Annotated in this window: 12 protein-coding genes; 2 read left to right on the top strand and 10 right to left on the bottom strand. The window is 48.4% G+C overall.

Translation table 11 applies throughout. The features are described 5' to 3' along the window. Window positions 1-91 precede the first annotated feature (91 nt). From ABD028_RS11485 to ABD028_RS11450, 8 genes are all read right to left on the bottom strand, one after another. Window positions 92-634 carry a hypothetical protein gene (locus tag ABD028_RS11485; protein WP_102794647.1) on the bottom strand — a complete coding sequence of 181 codons (543 nt, stop codon included), beginning with the start codon at window positions 632-634 and terminating at the stop codon, window positions 92-94. Between the two features lie 49 nt (window positions 635-683). Further along, on the bottom strand, window positions 684-2,117 hold the full coding sequence (locus tag ABD028_RS11480) for an alkaline phosphatase PhoX (protein WP_343844998.1): 1,434 nt from the start codon (window positions 2,115-2,117) through the stop codon (window positions 684-686). Between the two features lie 214 nt (window positions 2,118-2,331). Next, a complete protein-coding gene (gene tatC, locus ABD028_RS11475; protein ID WP_343844997.1) occupies window positions 2,332-3,123 on the bottom strand; it encodes a twin-arginine translocase subunit TatC in 792 nt (263 codons plus the stop codon). Continuing rightward, window positions 3,120-3,476, bottom strand: coding sequence for a Sec-independent protein translocase subunit TatA/TatB (locus ABD028_RS11470; protein ID WP_343844995.1), 357 nt, complete (start codon window positions 3,474-3,476; stop codon window positions 3,120-3,122). The genes tatC and ABD028_RS11470 overlap by 4 nt, the downstream gene beginning before the upstream one ends. 2 nt (window positions 3,477-3,478) lie before the next feature. Then, a complete protein-coding gene (gene tatA, locus ABD028_RS11465) occupies window positions 3,479-3,709 on the bottom strand; it encodes a twin-arginine translocase TatA/TatE family subunit (RefSeq protein WP_343844993.1) in 231 nt (76 codons plus the stop codon). 79 nt (window positions 3,710-3,788) lie between these two features. Next, window positions 3,789-4,499, bottom strand: a complete 711-nt coding sequence (locus ABD028_RS11460; protein WP_343844992.1) for an SIMPL domain-containing protein — start codon at window positions 4,497-4,499, stop codon at window positions 3,789-3,791. A gap of 105 nt (window positions 4,500-4,604) precedes the next feature. Continuing rightward, entirely contained in the window at window positions 4,605-5,291 is a 687-nt protein-coding gene (locus tag ABD028_RS11455; protein WP_343844991.1) for an MOSC domain-containing protein, read from the bottom strand. A gap of 217 nt (window positions 5,292-5,508) precedes the next feature. Further along, window positions 5,509-6,720 (bottom strand): MFS transporter, encoded by a 1,212-nt coding sequence (locus ABD028_RS11450; RefSeq protein WP_343844989.1) that lies wholly within the window; start codon window positions 6,718-6,720, stop codon window positions 5,509-5,511. A 128-nt stretch (window positions 6,721-6,848) separates the two neighbouring features. Here ABD028_RS11450 and ABD028_RS11445 point away from each other — a divergent pair, with 128 nt between their 5' ends. Together ABD028_RS11445 and ABD028_RS11440 are read left to right on the top strand one after the other, a co-directional pair. Next, on the top strand, window positions 6,849-7,436 hold the full coding sequence (locus ABD028_RS11445; RefSeq protein ID WP_343844987.1) for a TetR/AcrR family transcriptional regulator: 588 nt from the start codon (window positions 6,849-6,851) through the stop codon (window positions 7,434-7,436). 204 nt (window positions 7,437-7,640) lie between these two features. Further along, entirely contained in the window at window positions 7,641-11,435 is a 3,795-nt protein-coding gene (locus ABD028_RS11440) for a PAS domain-containing hybrid sensor histidine kinase/response regulator (RefSeq protein WP_343844986.1), read from the top strand. An 8-nt stretch (window positions 11,436-11,443) separates the two neighbouring features. Here ABD028_RS11440 and ABD028_RS11435 read toward each other — a convergent pair whose 3' ends face one another. Further along, window positions 11,444-14,905: an ATP-binding protein gene (locus ABD028_RS11435; RefSeq protein ID WP_343844985.1), complete on the bottom strand. Its 3,462-nt coding sequence runs from the start codon at window positions 14,903-14,905 to the stop codon at window positions 11,444-11,446. Between the two features lie 14 nt (window positions 14,906-14,919). After that, window positions 14,920-15,855 carry a GGDEF domain-containing response regulator gene (locus tag ABD028_RS11430; protein ID WP_343844984.1) on the bottom strand — a complete coding sequence of 312 codons (936 nt, stop codon included), beginning with the start codon at window positions 15,853-15,855 and terminating at the stop codon, window positions 14,920-14,922. Window positions 15,856-15,891: the final 36 nt, after the last annotated feature.

Raw genomic sequence — 15,891 nt, 5'->3', positions numbered from 1 at the left:
TGGGAGAAAATATGTTGCCAATCAATGCTTTTCTAATGACTTTTTTGAGGGCAGTTGCCGGCGGACTCAAGCCGCCGGACAATAGAACAGCTTAATAGCCGCGGCGCTGGCGGTATGCCAGCACTGCCAGGCTTAATAGGAAGATGGCAAACAGTGACGGCTCTGGCACTTGTGCCACACTCAGGCTGTAATCGTAGACATCTATGCCTGGGCCAAAGTCATTGCCACCCACGGCCAGGGTATAGAACCCTGCAGCCAGGTTTATGCCAAACATATTGCCCATGCCTGGTACATAAGGTTCGCTGCCACCAACATAGGCAAGTTCTCCGTCGAACAAGCTGGTGAAGTTTTGATCATGGAAGAACAAAAAACCTGGGTCAGCGCTCAGGGTGCCGCTGAACAACGACAGGCCGAAGGTAATGGCTGAACTGACCGAAAATTCATAGTTGCCAGCCTGGGTGACTTCAAAAGTCCAGAAATCCACCCCGGCGGTGTCATCCATTTGCCAGGCATCCTCGCCAACCACTTGGCCCGTTACTGTGCCAGGCACGGTCATCGACATAATGGCCGCCTGAGTGGTAGTGCTGAGCATCAGCAGCAAAGCCAGGCCAGCGGATTTAATTAATGTTTGCATTGCTATTCTCCAATTAAATAAGGCGGGGCGCAGTGCGCCCCGGAGTCAATTACAGGGCGCCATTTTCCCAGGGACCGGTAATCGCAAATGTCACGCCAGGGGTCTGGATATTGACGAACAACCAACGATCATGGAAACAGGCTCCGGCCCACTCACTGCTGGTGAAGCTGCGGCGACTGGAACCATCGGTGGAATTGCCAACACTGGAGAGGAAGTTGGCACGAGTGCCAGGGTATACGGCATCAATAATGGCCAGGTCGCCCTGATCCAGCGCAATGCGGTTTTCAGCAAAATGGAACGTATTGCCTTCCATCGTTAAGCCGACCAGACGCTTGGGATTGGAACCCCCATCTTCACACATCAGAATGTTGCCACGGGGGCTAACGGCGATATTGTCCGGGCCATCTACTTCATCACGGCTCTGAGACTCAAACACCAGGGTGAGTTGCTCTTTACGTGGGTCGTAGCAGAAGATCTGTCCCAAATTGGCTGCACCGCCAGAGGTGGAAACAAAGTAAATTTTACCATCGTCATACCAGCAACCTTCACCACGCTCGATAATGGCTGCGTCGGTTGCCTGGCTGAAACATCTTTCGTTAAAGGCATCGGGATCTGCTACTTCCTGCCAGCTCACGTTCCATGTACTGCCTTCAACCAAACCGCCGCGCAGGTCCAGGCGAGGCGTATTGTCCAGCACCATGGCATACAACTTACCGCCTGATTTCAGGTCGCCCCATTTACCGGCAGGAACAAATTTGTAGAACGCTGACTGACCCGCATCTTCGGTTTCGTACACTACACCGGTGGCTGGGTCGACGGCAGCAGCTTCATGAGAGAAACGGCCCATTTCACGAATAGGTTCACCGTCAGACAGGCCAAATCCAGGTACTTCAAACACATAGCCATGATAGAAACCTTGCGCATTCTGATAGGTTTCTTCACAGGACATCCAGGTCCCCCAGGGCGTCAGTCCGCCAGCACAGTTGCGAATGGTGCCGCCCAGGCTGTTGTAAGAAGACAGGAATTTACCCTGAATGACATCAAATAGGATATTACTGGTACCGCCGCGCTGAGCGGAGTTGTAAACACCACGACCACCGCGAGGGGCGGAAGTATGGCCGCTGCCGCCCTGCTCATGGTTACGGACTAAACAAACTACGCTACCTTTGGTGGCAACCACAGCCATGCCATCATGGGCGCCAGGGGTGGGCTGGCCATCCGCCTGGTTGTATCCGGTCCAGCCAAATGAGGTATATTCAAAACCTTCTGGCAGAGCAAGCAGTTCCAGGCCTGTGGCCTGACATGGTTTTACCGTCAGTGGACCATAGGAATCGGAATAGGGCAGACTGGCTGCAACAGCGCGATTTGCCATCATGGCAAAGGCGGTACTGGCGGCGACCATGCCGCTGCCTTTAACGAAGTCGCGTCGATTCACTACGGGTTGGATTTCATTGCTATCGTTGGAGAGATTACTGGTCATCATTGCACCTGCTAAACAGTTGTTTTTGAAATTCTTTGGGTTACCTGCAAACCTCAAGGCAACAACACCCAACTGGTTATTCCAGCCAGGCCAATGTAGCGGGGGCAGATGACAGTGTTCCGTCAAATAGTTGACACTTAGTGGAAAGTTTTATGACACCATTGGCTGGCACTAAACAACCTGTCTGTGCGAAGGAATGGCAGCTTCTGCAGGTAGGTCAGATACTGGCCTGACGTCGCTGTCGGCTGCTGGCGTCGGCCTCGGTCCAGTGAATCAGCCAGATGGACAATTCGTACAACAGTAAAACCGGTAAACCCAAAGCAATCTGCGAGATAAGATCCGGTGGGGTGAGGAGAGCCGCCAGCAAAAAAATTGCCACTACGGCATGGCGACGATAGCGTTTCAGTCCTTCGGCGCTGGCTATTCCGGCTTTGGCCAGAACCAGCAGCAGGATGGGCAGTTCAAAACACAGGCCAAAGGCCAGAATCAGCTTAATGACCAAACCTAGATATTCACTAACCTTGGCTTCCAGCTCCACACTGATGGCATCACCGCCGCCCGGTGTTTCAAAACTGATAAAAAAATCCCAGGCCAGTGGCATGACGATGTAAAACGCCAGGGCGGCCCCGCCAACAAACAATACTGGTGTCATGGCAAACAATATCGACAGGCTTTTTTTCTCATGCTGATAAAGCCCCGGTGCCAGAAAACGCCATAACTGGATAAGCATCAGTGGCAGGGTGAAGAACAAGGCGCTGAAAAATGCCAGTTTCAGGTACGTAAAGAAGGCTTCATGCAGGCCGGTATAGATCATTCTTCTACCACTGTCTGGCCCAAAAATGACTAACAAAGGGCGCTGCAAAAAGTGATAAATATCCTGGGCAAACACATAAGAGAGGGCAAATGCCAGAGCGAAGAAGCCAAGGCAATACAACAGCCTGGTACGTAACTCCAGCAAATGACTGAGCAATGGTGCCTTGGACAAATCCAACGGGTTCTGATGGCTCATGGCTGTTGCTCTTTGCTCTGCATGGCCTGCTGCCGGGCTTGATCCAACTGAGTGCGACGTTCAGCATGCTGTTCGGCACTCATGCTGCCCGGCGTGAAGTCAGCCGGCAGGTTGCGTACTTCATCGGGGAGCCACTGTCGCCATTGTTCGTCGGGCTGGCTGGTTTTACCGGAGGCCATATCCACCTCCCGCTCCAGTTGACTGATGCTGCCAAGCATATCCTTGTAAATGCGCCTGGCTTTTGCCATCAGCTTGCCACCGGTGCGAAACAGGGCAGGCAGATCTTTGGGGCCAATTACAATCAGCGCCATCACGGCGACAAACAGCAATTCCATCCAGCTAAGGTCAAACATGATCAGGAAGAGGGCTGTTGGGACTTAGTGTTTTGTTCGGCCTTATCGGCGACATGACCTTGCTCGAGCCTGGAAGTTGCTTGCTCAGCTTCCTGCTGCTCTTCGCTCATGCCTTTCTTAAAGCTCTTGATGCCAGCGGCCAGGTCACCCATCAACGCAGGAATTTTGCCACGGCCGAACAGCAACAGGAATATCAATACCACCAACAGGATTTGCCAAACACTCAGGCCCATAACGCCTCCGCAGACAATTAACTATCCGGCAATCCTAGTGGTGGTTTATGTCGGGCACATGACGGAAATATGAACGATTTCAGTCAGCCAGATAATACTCAATAGTCGACACAACCCTGATGGTTTTAATATGAGGATTGTTCTTATCGCGATCTTCAATACTGAACTGGCCCTGAGAAGCTCGGCGAATCTTACCGACCTGGCTTTGCGAATCCTTAGCGAACTTCTCAGCGACCGCACGGGCGTTGGTGGTGGCTTCCTGCACCATGGCCGGTTTTAATTCGTTCAGGCCGGTAAACTGGTACTCGGTCATGTGTTCGTAGTTGTTGGCACTGAACACCAGCCCTTGTTTACCCAGCTCAACAATATCCTGCATGGCGTCACGAACCAGCTCGATTTGCGGGGAATACACTGTCACCACCTGAGTGGCCAGAAAGCGAAATTCTGCTTTTTCACCGCCACCCCATTGCTGGGCTGATTTGTCAGTAACGGATGGCGCATTAATACTGACAGCACTTTCATCTATGCCCTTGAGAGTGAGATAAGCGCGGATCTTTTCAACGTTCTTTTCCATATCCAGATACAGTTGCTCCAGGTCGTTTCCCGCTTCGGTAAAGGCAATAGGCCATATCACCACATCGGCCGGTACCTCTCGTTCAGACAGGCCTTTAACGGTGACGGTGCGCTCGTACTCTTTAACCTGGATGGCTGCATTGCCGAGCAAATAGCCGAGCAGCGCCAGGCCCAAGAAAACGCCCAGTGCCAGCAGACTGTTTTGTTGTTTTTGCATATGCTTTCTCTCTTGTATATATGTTGACCCGGATAGTTGGCCAAGCATAACGCCAAATCCTGGCAATACTATGGCAGCAAAAAGATGAATAGGGGATGACGCAGGCTAGGAACGGGGCAAAAAACCGAACAAGCGCTTACTCCAGTCTTCAACATAGCCCTGCTCCAATCGTAGCCGGGCTTTTGCCTGCCAGCTGTCGGATAACGCATCGCATGCCAGCAATTGCTTCAAGAATAGTGAATTTAACGGGTAGTTGAAAAATTGCCAGGCTACTATGCGTACGGTTAAATCCGGCCAGTTTCGCTGCAACAAACAGACGCTATCACCGGGTGTTACTAAACCGGGCTCCAGCACCCGCAGCAGATAGCCAGCCCGGCCGGTCAGTTGCAATTGCAAGGCCATATCCGGCACCCCAAAGCGCAGATTCAACTTAAAGCAAGGGGAGCGTGGCTGACTGATTTGCACTGTTGCCTGGCCTATCTGAAACACATCGCCAATACAAACCTGTTCCTCTGTCATACCGGTCAGGCTGATATTTTCACCAAAGGCCCCCGGCACAAAGTCTGGATGCTCAGGATACTGTTGCTGCCAGTAGGCATAGTGTTCCTGCGGGTAAATATGCAGGGCGCGATCCGGACCGCCGTGGTGTTTTTGGTCGGCCTGCTCGTCCCCGGCAAAACCCTGTCGGCTAAGCAGCAAAGCTTGCTGCTGTTTATGCTTAAAAATAGCGCTTTGTATATCCTTACCAAGCTTACCTGACTGACCAACAAACAGGTCTAACTTCACGCTCATACTCGTCCTGAAAATTGATGAGTGGCTTAGCAACTGCCGTCTCAAACTGCGACCAATACCAGACGGCGGCTGCGAGCCACTGATTTGGTTTACCTAGATGAATACCCGGCAGTCTGACATTGAAAACCTAATAGGTACAGCCATGGCAAATAAAGATGCACAAAGATCAGCCAGCGCCCCACTTGGTGCCAGCCTGCCATGCCGATGACACTAAGCTTTATGACAGCAGATGCTCTGCTGTCATGGGCTGCGTTGCTTTAGTCAAAGCCGCATAGTTGCAAAGGGCAACCAGAAGCGCCGTGCCTGCTGCTGCCACACACAGCATAAAGCCCTGAGCGGTACCTAAGCTATCCACTACCCAGCCAGCTAAGGCGGCGCCTGTGGCAACCCCGATACTCAGGCCGGTAATCAGCCAGGTCAGGCCTTCTGTCAACCTTGCAGGGTCCAGTAAGCGTTCCACCATAGTCATGGCCAGGATCATGGCCGGAGCAAAAAATAAGCCTGCTACAAACACGGCCAGTGACAGCTGATAAATCTGCCCAACCCACAAAAACGGCAGTGCACTTAACAAGGTCGCCAGTGACGCCAGGACTAGCTGAGCTGGCAGTGACATTTTGAGCCTCAGGGCCCCAAACGTCAGGCCAGCCAAGCAAGACCCCACAGCGTAAGCTGACAATACCAGGCTGGCCGCAGCTGGTTTGCCAAGCTGTTCGGCAAAGGCCACGCTAATTACATCAATACTGCCGACAATCACCCCAAGGGCCAGTAACACCAGGATCAGTGCAGGCATACCGCGGGCCATTAAAATGCTGCTCTGTCGTTTTACCACAGGCGGGTAAATAGCCGGCTCAGTGCGCTTTTGCCAGATAAACGCCATAACACCCAGTGCCAACAGTGCCGCTGCCAGCAAAGGGCCAGCCTGAGGAAACGCCAGTACACTTAATCCCACCGCCAAAGGCGGGCCAATAATAAAGCTCAGTTCATCCAACACCGACTCCAGCGCGTAAGCCGTTTGTAATTGAGGGGTATTGCGGTAAATCTCCGTCCATCTGGCTCTGATCATGGCTGGCATACTGGGCATGGCACCGCCGGTGGCAGCCAATACAAACAGCAGCCACACCGGCCCTTTGTACATGCTGACCACCAGCAGCAAGAGTACCGACAATACCGACACCGCGGTCACCAGGGGCAATACCCTGGACTGACCCAGGCGGTCTACCCACTTGGATATCTGTACCGACAGCACGGCCATGGAGAACGTAAAAGTCGCCGCCACTGCACCGGCCAGCCAATAGGAATCATACAACTGCGACAGCATGGTGATTAGACCAATACCCATCATTGATAGTGGCAATCTGGCCAGCAGCCCAGCTAAGGTAAAAGCCGAGCTGCCCGGCGCTTTAAACAGCGCCAGATAAGATAACGACATAACATCTCCTGAATGAGGGAATAAGCACAAAAGCACACACATACGCTGCGTATGTTATTTAAGTTAATTGACATACCTTGTGTATGTCAATGTAAAATAGCCAGGTAGCGAACTGGGAGCAGACAATAATGCGCAAGGCCCGCAGTGAGATGATTGAAGAGACCCGTACCAAGTTAATAGCTGTCGCCAGACTGCATTTCGGTAACCGCGGATATGGCAAGACCGTAATGGATGAAATGACCGCCGAGGCCGGCCTGACCCGGGGTGCTCTGTATCATCATTTTGGTGACAAAAAAGGTTTGTTTTTGGCGGTTTTAATAGAGCTGGATAATGAAATGGATCAGAAGCTCGCAGCTATTTCAGCCGAAAGCAGTGATCCCTGGCAGGCCTTTAAAAGCCGCTGCCAAACCTTTATCTGCATGGCAGTAGAGCCGCAAATTCAACAGATTATGCTAAGAGACGCCCCCTCAGTGCTGGGCGCAGATTATTTGCAGGCCAGTAAAGGCGACTGTGTTGGCTCTATCAGCGATTTACTGAAACACCTGATGAAACGTGGACTGGTCCGGCAGGCGCCGGCCGAGCCCCTTGCCAGACTGATACATGGCGGCCTGATGGATGCTGCCCTATGGATAGCTGACAGCGACCAACCTCAGCAAGCTCTGATGGATTCATTGCAGAGCCTGGATTTATTACTGGATGGGCTCAAAGTAGCGTAGTGCTGTCGTGCGGACAAGAAACTGGCTCTGTTAGCAAATTAAGTGCTAATAGTAAGTTGCTTCTGCGGGAATAGAGGCCTCCTGCATTATTTGGGTTAGTTTCTTGCGGTTTTTACGATATTCATTGAATCTCTACTATATCCATCACTTGGTTTTTCATTGAACGTAGAATTGTGAAACGTGAGTATGACAAAGGATATGCACGTGAGAAAGACAATATGGCAGGTTGCTGGCACCTTCTTCATCGGTGTCTTTGCCACTGGCCTTATTACATGGGACGTGGAACGAACCACTAAGGTAAGAATCGAAGAAGCCCTTGCTGACAGTCACAATAAAGCTGTCGCCGCCGTACTGGAGCGGATAAGACTCTACCAATATGGTCTGCATGGTGTGCGGGGGGCTGTTCATACTGTCGGGTTGGCAAACCTGTCCAGAGCCGCATTTTTGCGTTACACCGAAACCCGGAACTATAACCGAAACTTTCCTGGAGCAAGAGGCTTTGGTGTTATTCGCAAAGTGTTGCCTCAAGAGACTGAAGCATTTGTTCAACAAGCCAGGGATGATGGTTGGCCTTCTTTTAGCCTCACTGAGCTATCTGCCAATGCAAGCGAGCGCTATATCATTCAATACATTGAACCAGTAGACAGAAATGTTAAAGCGGTAGGGCTGGATATCGCATCAGAGAGAAATAGGCGAGAAGCGGCAAGAAAAGCGCTACTCACTGGTGAAGTGCAGATAACCGGGCCAATTACCTTAGTTCAGGTATCAGGGAAACATTTGCAATCATTCCTGATCCTCATGCCTATCTACCAAAGCACCACACTCCCCCCTGTTGCACAAAGAGAAGAACTGGCATTTGGCTGGAGTTATGCACCATTGCTAATGTCCGAAGTGCTGGCCGATATTAAGGTCGATACGGATACAAGTTTTCTACGGATTCAGGATATTACCGAGAGTGCATCAAGAGAGTACTTCTACGTCAGTGAGCCGTCGGATGAAGACATCATTCGTTGGCAAAGTTCGACTGTTGAGGTATTCGGACGAAAATGGAAGTTTGAATTTGGTATTAAGCCGGATTTCATATACCAGTTGAGTCCAGCAAACAGTATGCATTACCTGGCTGGAGGACTAAGTTTAAGCTTGCTTTTGTCTACCCTTGTTTATGTACTGGCATTGGGAAGAAGGAGCAGACAAGCGACTATTGATGCGCAGGCTAAGATGGCCTCGATTGTTGAGAATTCGGAAGACGGAATTTTAGGTCTGACAGCTAACCGGGAATTAATTAGTTGGAACCATGCTGCCAAAGAGCTGGTTGCCAATCAGAAGCCTTTGGAGCCTGGCGATGAGTTTCACAATCTTTGGGAGCCGCGATATCAGCCTTTTCTTGACCAGGCGTTTTCTGCATTGGACAAGGGGCAGCGCATTCATACTTTCCATATTCAACGGGAGCGTGATGAAAAAGTTCAATGGTTAGCGATCACGATCAGTGTTATTGGCGATACTGAACAAGGGTACTCAGTTGTGATCCGCAATGAGACAACGCAAAAAGAGGCTGAACTAACCATACAAAATGCCAATCTCCTGTTAGAGAAAAAAGTCGCATCCAGAACAACAGAACTTCAGAGTGTTAATCAGCTGCTCCAATCTGTATTAGATGCAGCGTCACAAGTTGTCATTATTGTTTTTACTGCAGAAGGTATTGTTACCTTGTTTAACCGTGGTGCCGAACAGGTGTTGGGGTACAACGAAGACGAGACCCTTGGCAGCAACATATTGGCGCTGTTCAATGACAATGAATTAAACGCCAGAAATGTCAAACTAGCCGCAGGAGTCAACTACTGCCCTGTTGGTTTAGCGGCACTCACCGGGCCTGCACAAACAGACGGTATTGAAAAGTTCGAATGCCACCTTATCAAGGCTAACCGCTCAACAGTACCTGTATCAATGGTTATCACGGCTATCAGAGGAACTGATAATGTCACATCGGGTTATCTTCTTATCGCCAACGACATCTCTGAACAAAAAAGCATAAAGGCGGCGCTGGAGGACACCAGGGATCGCTTGCTTATGGCAACGAGTGTTGCTGAGTTGGGTATCTGGAACTGGGATGTTCAAAGCGATGAGCTTAACTGGAACGACAGGATGTACGAAATCTATGATTATGGCACTGATATCAAATCGCAGGGCATCACCTACCAACATTGGCGCCGCAGAGTGCATCCGGACGATATAGAAATGGTTGAGTCAGCGTTAATGGACGTTGTGCTAAGAGATCTGGAATACAACACGAAGTTTAGGCTTATCAGTCCCCAAGGTGAGATTAAGTTTATAAAAGCGGAGGCTCGCAGCGTAAAAGATAGTGACGGTCGGGTAATTTATGTAACTGGTATCAACATAGATGTTACTGACCAAGTGGAAGTCGAACAAAGTTTACGGCGTGCCAAAGAGAATGCTGACGCGGCCAGTGCCGCTAAGTCAAATTTTCTAGCCAATATGAGTCATGAAATCAGAACCCCAATGAATGCAGTGATTGGCATGTTACAGCTCATTAGTCAAACGCCTCTTACTGACAAACAGCAAGATTACCTCAGCAAAGCACAATCGGCATCAAAGTCACTGCTACAATTGCTTAACGATGTTTTGGACTATTCAAAAATTGAAGCGGGAAAAATTGATATCGATTTACATCCCGCAGACTTGGAATCCTTGATAAGAGAGCTCACCGTGGTGTTCAGCGGGAGTCAGATGAAAAGTAGCGTAGAATTGCTCTATGACATTGATACGAGCTTACCTAAGTCCGTGCTTGTTGACAGTCTCAGATTAAAACAGGTGTTGATAAACCTAGTCAGCAACGCCTTAAAGTTCACTATGGCAGGGACGGTCACCGTTGTGGTGAAACGACAATCTAACGGAGAAATTCAGTTTGGTGTTAAAGATACCGGTATTGGTATTACTGAGGCGCAACAAAAGAAAATATTTCAAAGTTTTAGTCAAGCCGATCCATCGACCGCCAGACGCTTTGGTGGCTCGGGCTTGGGGCTTGTTATTTCAAGACGCCTTACCAACTTGATGGGGGGAGAGCTTCAATTTACCAGTGAGGAAGGAGAAGGTAGCCACTTCTGGTTTTCACTCCCACTAGTGGCTGTAGATGACGCTAATGCACCATCCATACCAACAGCCCAAGTTCTCTTTGAAAGGGTTCTAGTGATTGATGACAATCCCTATGCTCTTGAAATCCTCTCAGAGAGCTTAAAAGGATTTGGTCTTGAAGTTGACCAAGCAAAAACGGGCAAAGAGGGTATCGCAAAGTTTGAACACCATAGTAGATCGCATCCGATAGATCTATTGTTGGTTGACCTGCGCTTACCTGATATCAGTGGATTAGATGTGGCTCGCAGCGTGCGTCGTTCTGCTCCCTCATTGTTGCAACCTAGAATTGTAATGATCACTGCGCATGGAAGGGATGAACTAGAAGGTGAGTTAAACGGTGAGAAGCCTTACTTTGACTGTTTTATCACCAAACCTGTAACGCCTTTACAGTTATTTGAGTTGATAAGTGCTGCGAAAAAAGATGAGACAGTTAGTGAGAGGCCCAAGAATAACCAAAAAGCTAAACGGCTTAGTAATTTGACTATTCTTTTGGTTGATGACAATGAAATAAACCGTGTTGTCGCCAATGAATTACTGTCTGCTGAAGGAGCCAAGGTCTATTGCGCCGAGGGCGGTGCGGAGTGCATTACTATGCTGAAAGCAAATAAAGAACGCATTCAATTAGTGCTGATGGATATGCAAATGCCGGACGTCGATGGAATTGAAGCGACCACTCGCATAAGGAAAATCCCCGAATTTACTTCGCTACCTATAATCGCTATGACGGCCAACGTCTCAAAGGATGATATTCAGGCCTGTTTAGATGCAGGTATGAATGACCATATTGGGAAACCGTTTGATCTAGAGAACGTTGTTGAGAAGATTTTAAGCGTACTAGCTCGAACCTGATGTAACTGCTAGCCAATAGGTAAATCAGCATCATCAGTGAGTTGCTTCATCAAATCTGAATAGCTATTTTGTATTTTGGCGAGAAAAGAGGGAAGTAAACTTGTATCCCCTCGTTTTGCCACATCTTCCAATTCGGACAGCTCTGATGCCAAATGTGAGGCACCGACATCACCCGCTAATCCCCGAAATGCGTGGGCCGTTTTTCTTACGGCATCGATGTCTTGTTTCTCTATAGAGCTATTGAGTAACTGCAGTTTCTCACCGGAATAGTCAATGAACATTCGAACCACTTTGTCAAACAGCGTTTGGTTGTTCTGCATTCTGGTTAATGCTGCTTTTTTGTCCCATACCGGCAGGCTGCTACTTTCCCTGGGCGACACTTTTTTAGGAACCTTCTGTCCATCACACCACTTAATCAGCTTATCTTCCAAGATGGTTGCTGAGATAGGCTTTGTAAGGTAATCGTTCATGCCACTGGCCAGACACTTCTCCCGCTCTCCGGCCATCGCGCCTGCCGTCATCGCAATAATCGGGATCTCAATCAGTTTGTCACCAACTTCACCTGCTCTTATCCTCTGTGTTGTCTCGAAGCCATCTAAGATGGGCATTTGGCAATCCATTAAAATACAGCTGACTGATGGGTGCTCAGACAATACATGCAGTGCCTCTTTTCCGGAGTTGGCAACAAGGATATCTACTTGCAAAGGTTCGATTAATCCTTTTGCCACTTCAACATTGATGGCATTGTCGTCCACAATCAGGATGGTGTGCCCTAAAAGTGATCTATTGGAAGTTACTTGCGGTCTTTCGAGGATTGATTGGACATTCGAGGTGACGGATGCCAAGCCTGCAATTTTTTCAAGTAGCTCTGTTTGGGTCAATGGTTTGTTTAATATCGAGTAATCAACAGGAAGTGCTTTTTCCTCGTCCTTAAATGGGCCTAACAGCGCGAAGCAACGGAGTTGTTCTTGCGCTAACATGTCTACTACCTCTGTCAGTTCGGCATAGTTGTGATCAAATATGCAATAATCTGATTTCTCCAGAGCTTGTGGTAGTAAACTTCCGTCCTCTGGAGCATTTGCCGATGCGCCGAGTTTAACCAACAAGCGCTGTGTACACTCCCGCAGGACAGGGTGACCTACAAGAATGGTGACATGTTTGTCATTAAGGGCGGCGGAGACATCTTGAGTCAGTATAGGTGGCTTCTCTGGAACCACGTAAAATCTAAAGCAACTACCCTCGCCTTTTTGGGACTCGAATTCAATTTCTCCTCCCAAAAGGTGGCAAAGTTGCCGACAGATAGATAGCCCCAGTCCAGTTCCACCATATTGCTCTGAAATGCCTGAATGCTCCTGGCTAAAAGCCTGAAACATCTTGTGCTTATTCTCATCAGCTATGCCAACACCACTGTCCTGAACCTCAAAGTGCAGTCGATCTTTTCCATTTTCATCTACGTCATTGAAAGCCGATAGCTTAATGTAACCATGCTCGGTGAACTTGGACGCGTTGGATAACAAATTGGTCAGGATCTGTTTCAAGCGCAGTATATCGCTTTGCACTTCATCAACATGCAGGTCAGCTAGGTCCAAAATAAATTCCAATCCCTGCTCTTGTATCTTCACCGCCATGGAACCTGCCAACGTTTCGAGCATATGTACAACATTGAATGAGGCTAGTTCAATATCCAATTTGCCGGCTTCAATTTTTGACAGATCCAGAATGTCGTTGATCAGCGTGGCTAAGGTGTTTGTGCTACTTTCGGTCATCGCCAGATATTTCTTCTGGTTATCTGTCAGGGCATCACGTTTTAATAACTGTATTGAACCCATCATGCCATTTAATGGGGTGCGCATTTCGTGGCTGACATTTGAGATAAAAGCACTTTTTATCTCGCTGGCTTGCACGGCTTTTTGGTGCGCGACAGCCAGTTCAGCGGTTCGCTGCTTGACCTGTTTTTCCAGTTCTTCTTTGGCCAGTAGGCTTTTCTGCTCGGCTATCTTTTGTGCTGTTATATCCTCAATTGACACGGCAAAACCTTTCAAAGTACCGTCATTTGTAATCACCGGTGACAGGGATATCTTTGCATCTATTTGAGACGTCACCGTTTTAAATTGTGTTTCGGTAACTTCAACTGAACTGCTGTTAATTGCCTTATCTATGGCTTCATTTAGCTGTTTGTTGTTCAAAGCCGGTAAACTGTTATATACCGCCCCTAAGACATTGGCCGTAGACAAACCAAATAATCTCTGCGCTGCAACATTCCAAGTCTTAATGCGTCCAGCAAGATCTATGCTGAAGATGGCATCGGAGGCACCATTTACTATCGCTTCGGTTTCTGCCAGTGTCTCAGAAAGTTTGATTTGGGATCTAAGTTTCCCATTAAAGATCAATAAAATGGTTAAAAGTATGCTGGATAAAATAAACACAAAACCATAAGACGAAAGGCGTTCTTGCATTAGCATGAGTTGAATATTTGCTTGGGGATAAGCGAGGAGCAGTTGCAATATCCCGTCATCGGAGCTACCGCTAATGCGGATATCTTTACGGATAAACTGGAATGCCTTGGCGTCTTCCCTTGAAACGAGGCTTCCCCGGCGACCACTATCCGTGGTTGAAAGCATATACTCTGAATTCAACGATAATTCAGGGTTTAAATCTTCTGAATACTGCAGTCGTTCATCTGGGTGATAGATAAAGTGTCCGTCGTCGTCTAGCAGCATTAAGACAACCTCAGAATCCAGGGAATTAATCAAGCGGGTAAGCAATTCTTTCGCGCTGATGTTGATGATCAGGAAACCATACTGAGCGCCAGAGTCGTAAAAAATGGGCAGTGCCAATCTAAGCATTGGACGGTAAGGGTATTCAATTTTTCCGTACTCGCGATTTAGATTGATATTGGATATATAGAGCTCACCAGGGTGAGAGTCTTTAAGTACCTTAAAGTAACCGCTGTCAGATTTAGTTTGTAAGCGTTCTGTGGGGGTAGTTAACAGTGCACCAGCCACTCGATCAACTCGTACGACTTCCCTGCCAGCCCTTTCAGTACTGATAACTCTTAATTGATCAATCTCAATTCTATTCTGCATCAGAGCAGTAAATATTGTACTAAGGCGTTGTTTCCACTGTTCCAGTTTTGTGCCATCTAACGGGTCAACACCGTTGTTTTCTGTTGCTCGCGCTAAGCCTGAAATAGGGGGAGTGGCATGTAAAAAAAGTAGTTCTTGTCGGTATTGTCTAATCGCTTCGTTGACTAGATTAGCACTTAAAACTATGCCTTGCTGGAGCCGTTGATCTACCTCATCCTTAACTTCTTCATTGAGTCTCGATTCATAGTAAATCGTCAAAAGCACGGTAATAAATGCAACAACGGTCAGGGCGGCAGGCAGAAAGTACTTGAAGACATCTAAGCGTTTTACACCGCTATTAAACGCTACTCGCTTTTCATCTGAGCCTTCTGAGTCCACTGTCATTGTTTCTTCTCAATCTATTGGCCATTTGAGGTAACGCAGACATGATTACGTCCATCTGTTTTGGCCCTATACAATTGATCATCTGTACGTTGGAGCCAAGCCTCCCAATTCGCGCCATCTGACTCCTCAAGTTGTGAGAGTCCCCCGCTCAGCGTGACGACCCCAAAAGGGGATTCTGGATGACGTAATTCAAGTTGCTTAATCGCCGCTTTGATGCGTTCGACCACATTCAGTGCGCCATTTAAGTCTGTATCTGGTAACAGGCATAGAAATTCTTCACCACCATAGCGGACCAAGGCATCTGAGGGGCGCAATAGGGTACTTTTCAGTGCGTGTGCTACCTGTTTTAGGCACTGATCGCCCTGTATATGGCCAAAGTGGTCGTTGTAGCGTTTAAACCAGTCCACATCAAACATGGCTAAGCAAAAGGGCTGTTGCTTTCGTCTGGCTTGTCGAATTAATCGTGGCACGGCGTCGTTTAGCCAGTGTCGGTTATATACCCTGGTTAAGCCGTCCAGCACACTCTGCAGTTTAAGGAAGTCAGTTTGTAATTTCAGTGTCAAATGGGCTTTTACCCGATTGATCAAGGTAACCGCATTCACGGGCTTGACAACATAGTCGACGCAGCCAGCTTCCCAACAAGCTTGTTCGTCGTCGTTCTCGCTCAAAGAGGTGATAAAAATAACGGGGATATGTTGAAGGCCTGGTTCTGATTTAAGCAATTTACAGAAGGATAACCCATCCATCTCCTTCATTAAGATATCGGTCAATATAAGATCGGGAGGGGTGCGAGAACAGTACCTGACCGCTTCTTCCGCACTGGCAACAACGGCAACCTTACAAAGATCGTCAAGGTAGTTCGCAATAATTGTTCTGGTAATAGGCTCGTCTTCGACGATGAGTACCGTAGATGTACTTAGCTGGTAGGGAGTGTCGATCAAACTTTGCAAGGCCAAGCATCCTTAATATCACTTGCGAAACACTCA

Origin of the sequence: Bowmanella denitrificans (assembly GCF_039522935.1) — a bacterium.
GTDB classification, from domain to species: Bacteria; Pseudomonadota; Gammaproteobacteria; order Enterobacterales; family Alteromonadaceae; genus Bowmanella; species Bowmanella denitrificans.
Note: the sequence above shows the minus strand (reverse complement) of the source record. Positions and strands in the feature narration are given on the sequence as shown.

Excerpts from the sequence above, each read along its gene's own strand:
- ABD028_RS11485 (WP_102794647.1), bottom strand. The coding sequence starts at position 634 with ATGCAAACATTAATTAAATCCGCTGGCCTGGCTTTGCTGCTGATGCTC.
- ABD028_RS11480 (WP_343844998.1), bottom strand. The coding sequence starts at position 2,117 with ATGATGACCAGTAATCTCTCCAACGATAGCAATGAAATCCAACCCGTA.
- tatC (WP_343844997.1), bottom strand. The coding sequence starts at position 3,123 with ATGAGCCATCAGAACCCGTTGGATTTGTCCAAGGCACCATTGCTCAGT.
- ABD028_RS11470 (WP_343844995.1), bottom strand. The coding sequence starts at position 3,476 with ATGTTTGACCTTAGCTGGATGGAATTGCTGTTTGTCGCCGTGATGGCG.
- tatA (WP_343844993.1), bottom strand. The coding sequence starts at position 3,709 with ATGGGCCTGAGTGTTTGGCAAATCCTGTTGGTGGTATTGATATTCCTG.
- ABD028_RS11460 (WP_343844992.1), bottom strand. The coding sequence starts at position 4,499 with ATGCAAAAACAACAAAACAGTCTGCTGGCACTGGGCGTTTTCTTGGGC.
- ABD028_RS11455 (WP_343844991.1), bottom strand. The coding sequence starts at position 5,291 with ATGAGCGTGAAGTTAGACCTGTTTGTTGGTCAGTCAGGTAAGCTTGGT.
- ABD028_RS11450 (WP_343844989.1), bottom strand. The coding sequence starts at position 6,720 with ATGTCGTTATCTTATCTGGCGCTGTTTAAAGCGCCGGGCAGCTCGGCT.
- ABD028_RS11445 (WP_343844987.1), top strand. The coding sequence starts at position 6,849 with ATGCGCAAGGCCCGCAGTGAGATGATTGAAGAGACCCGTACCAAGTTA.
- ABD028_RS11435 (WP_343844985.1), bottom strand. The coding sequence starts at position 14,905 with ATGACAGTGGACTCAGAAGGCTCAGATGAAAAGCGAGTAGCGTTTAAT.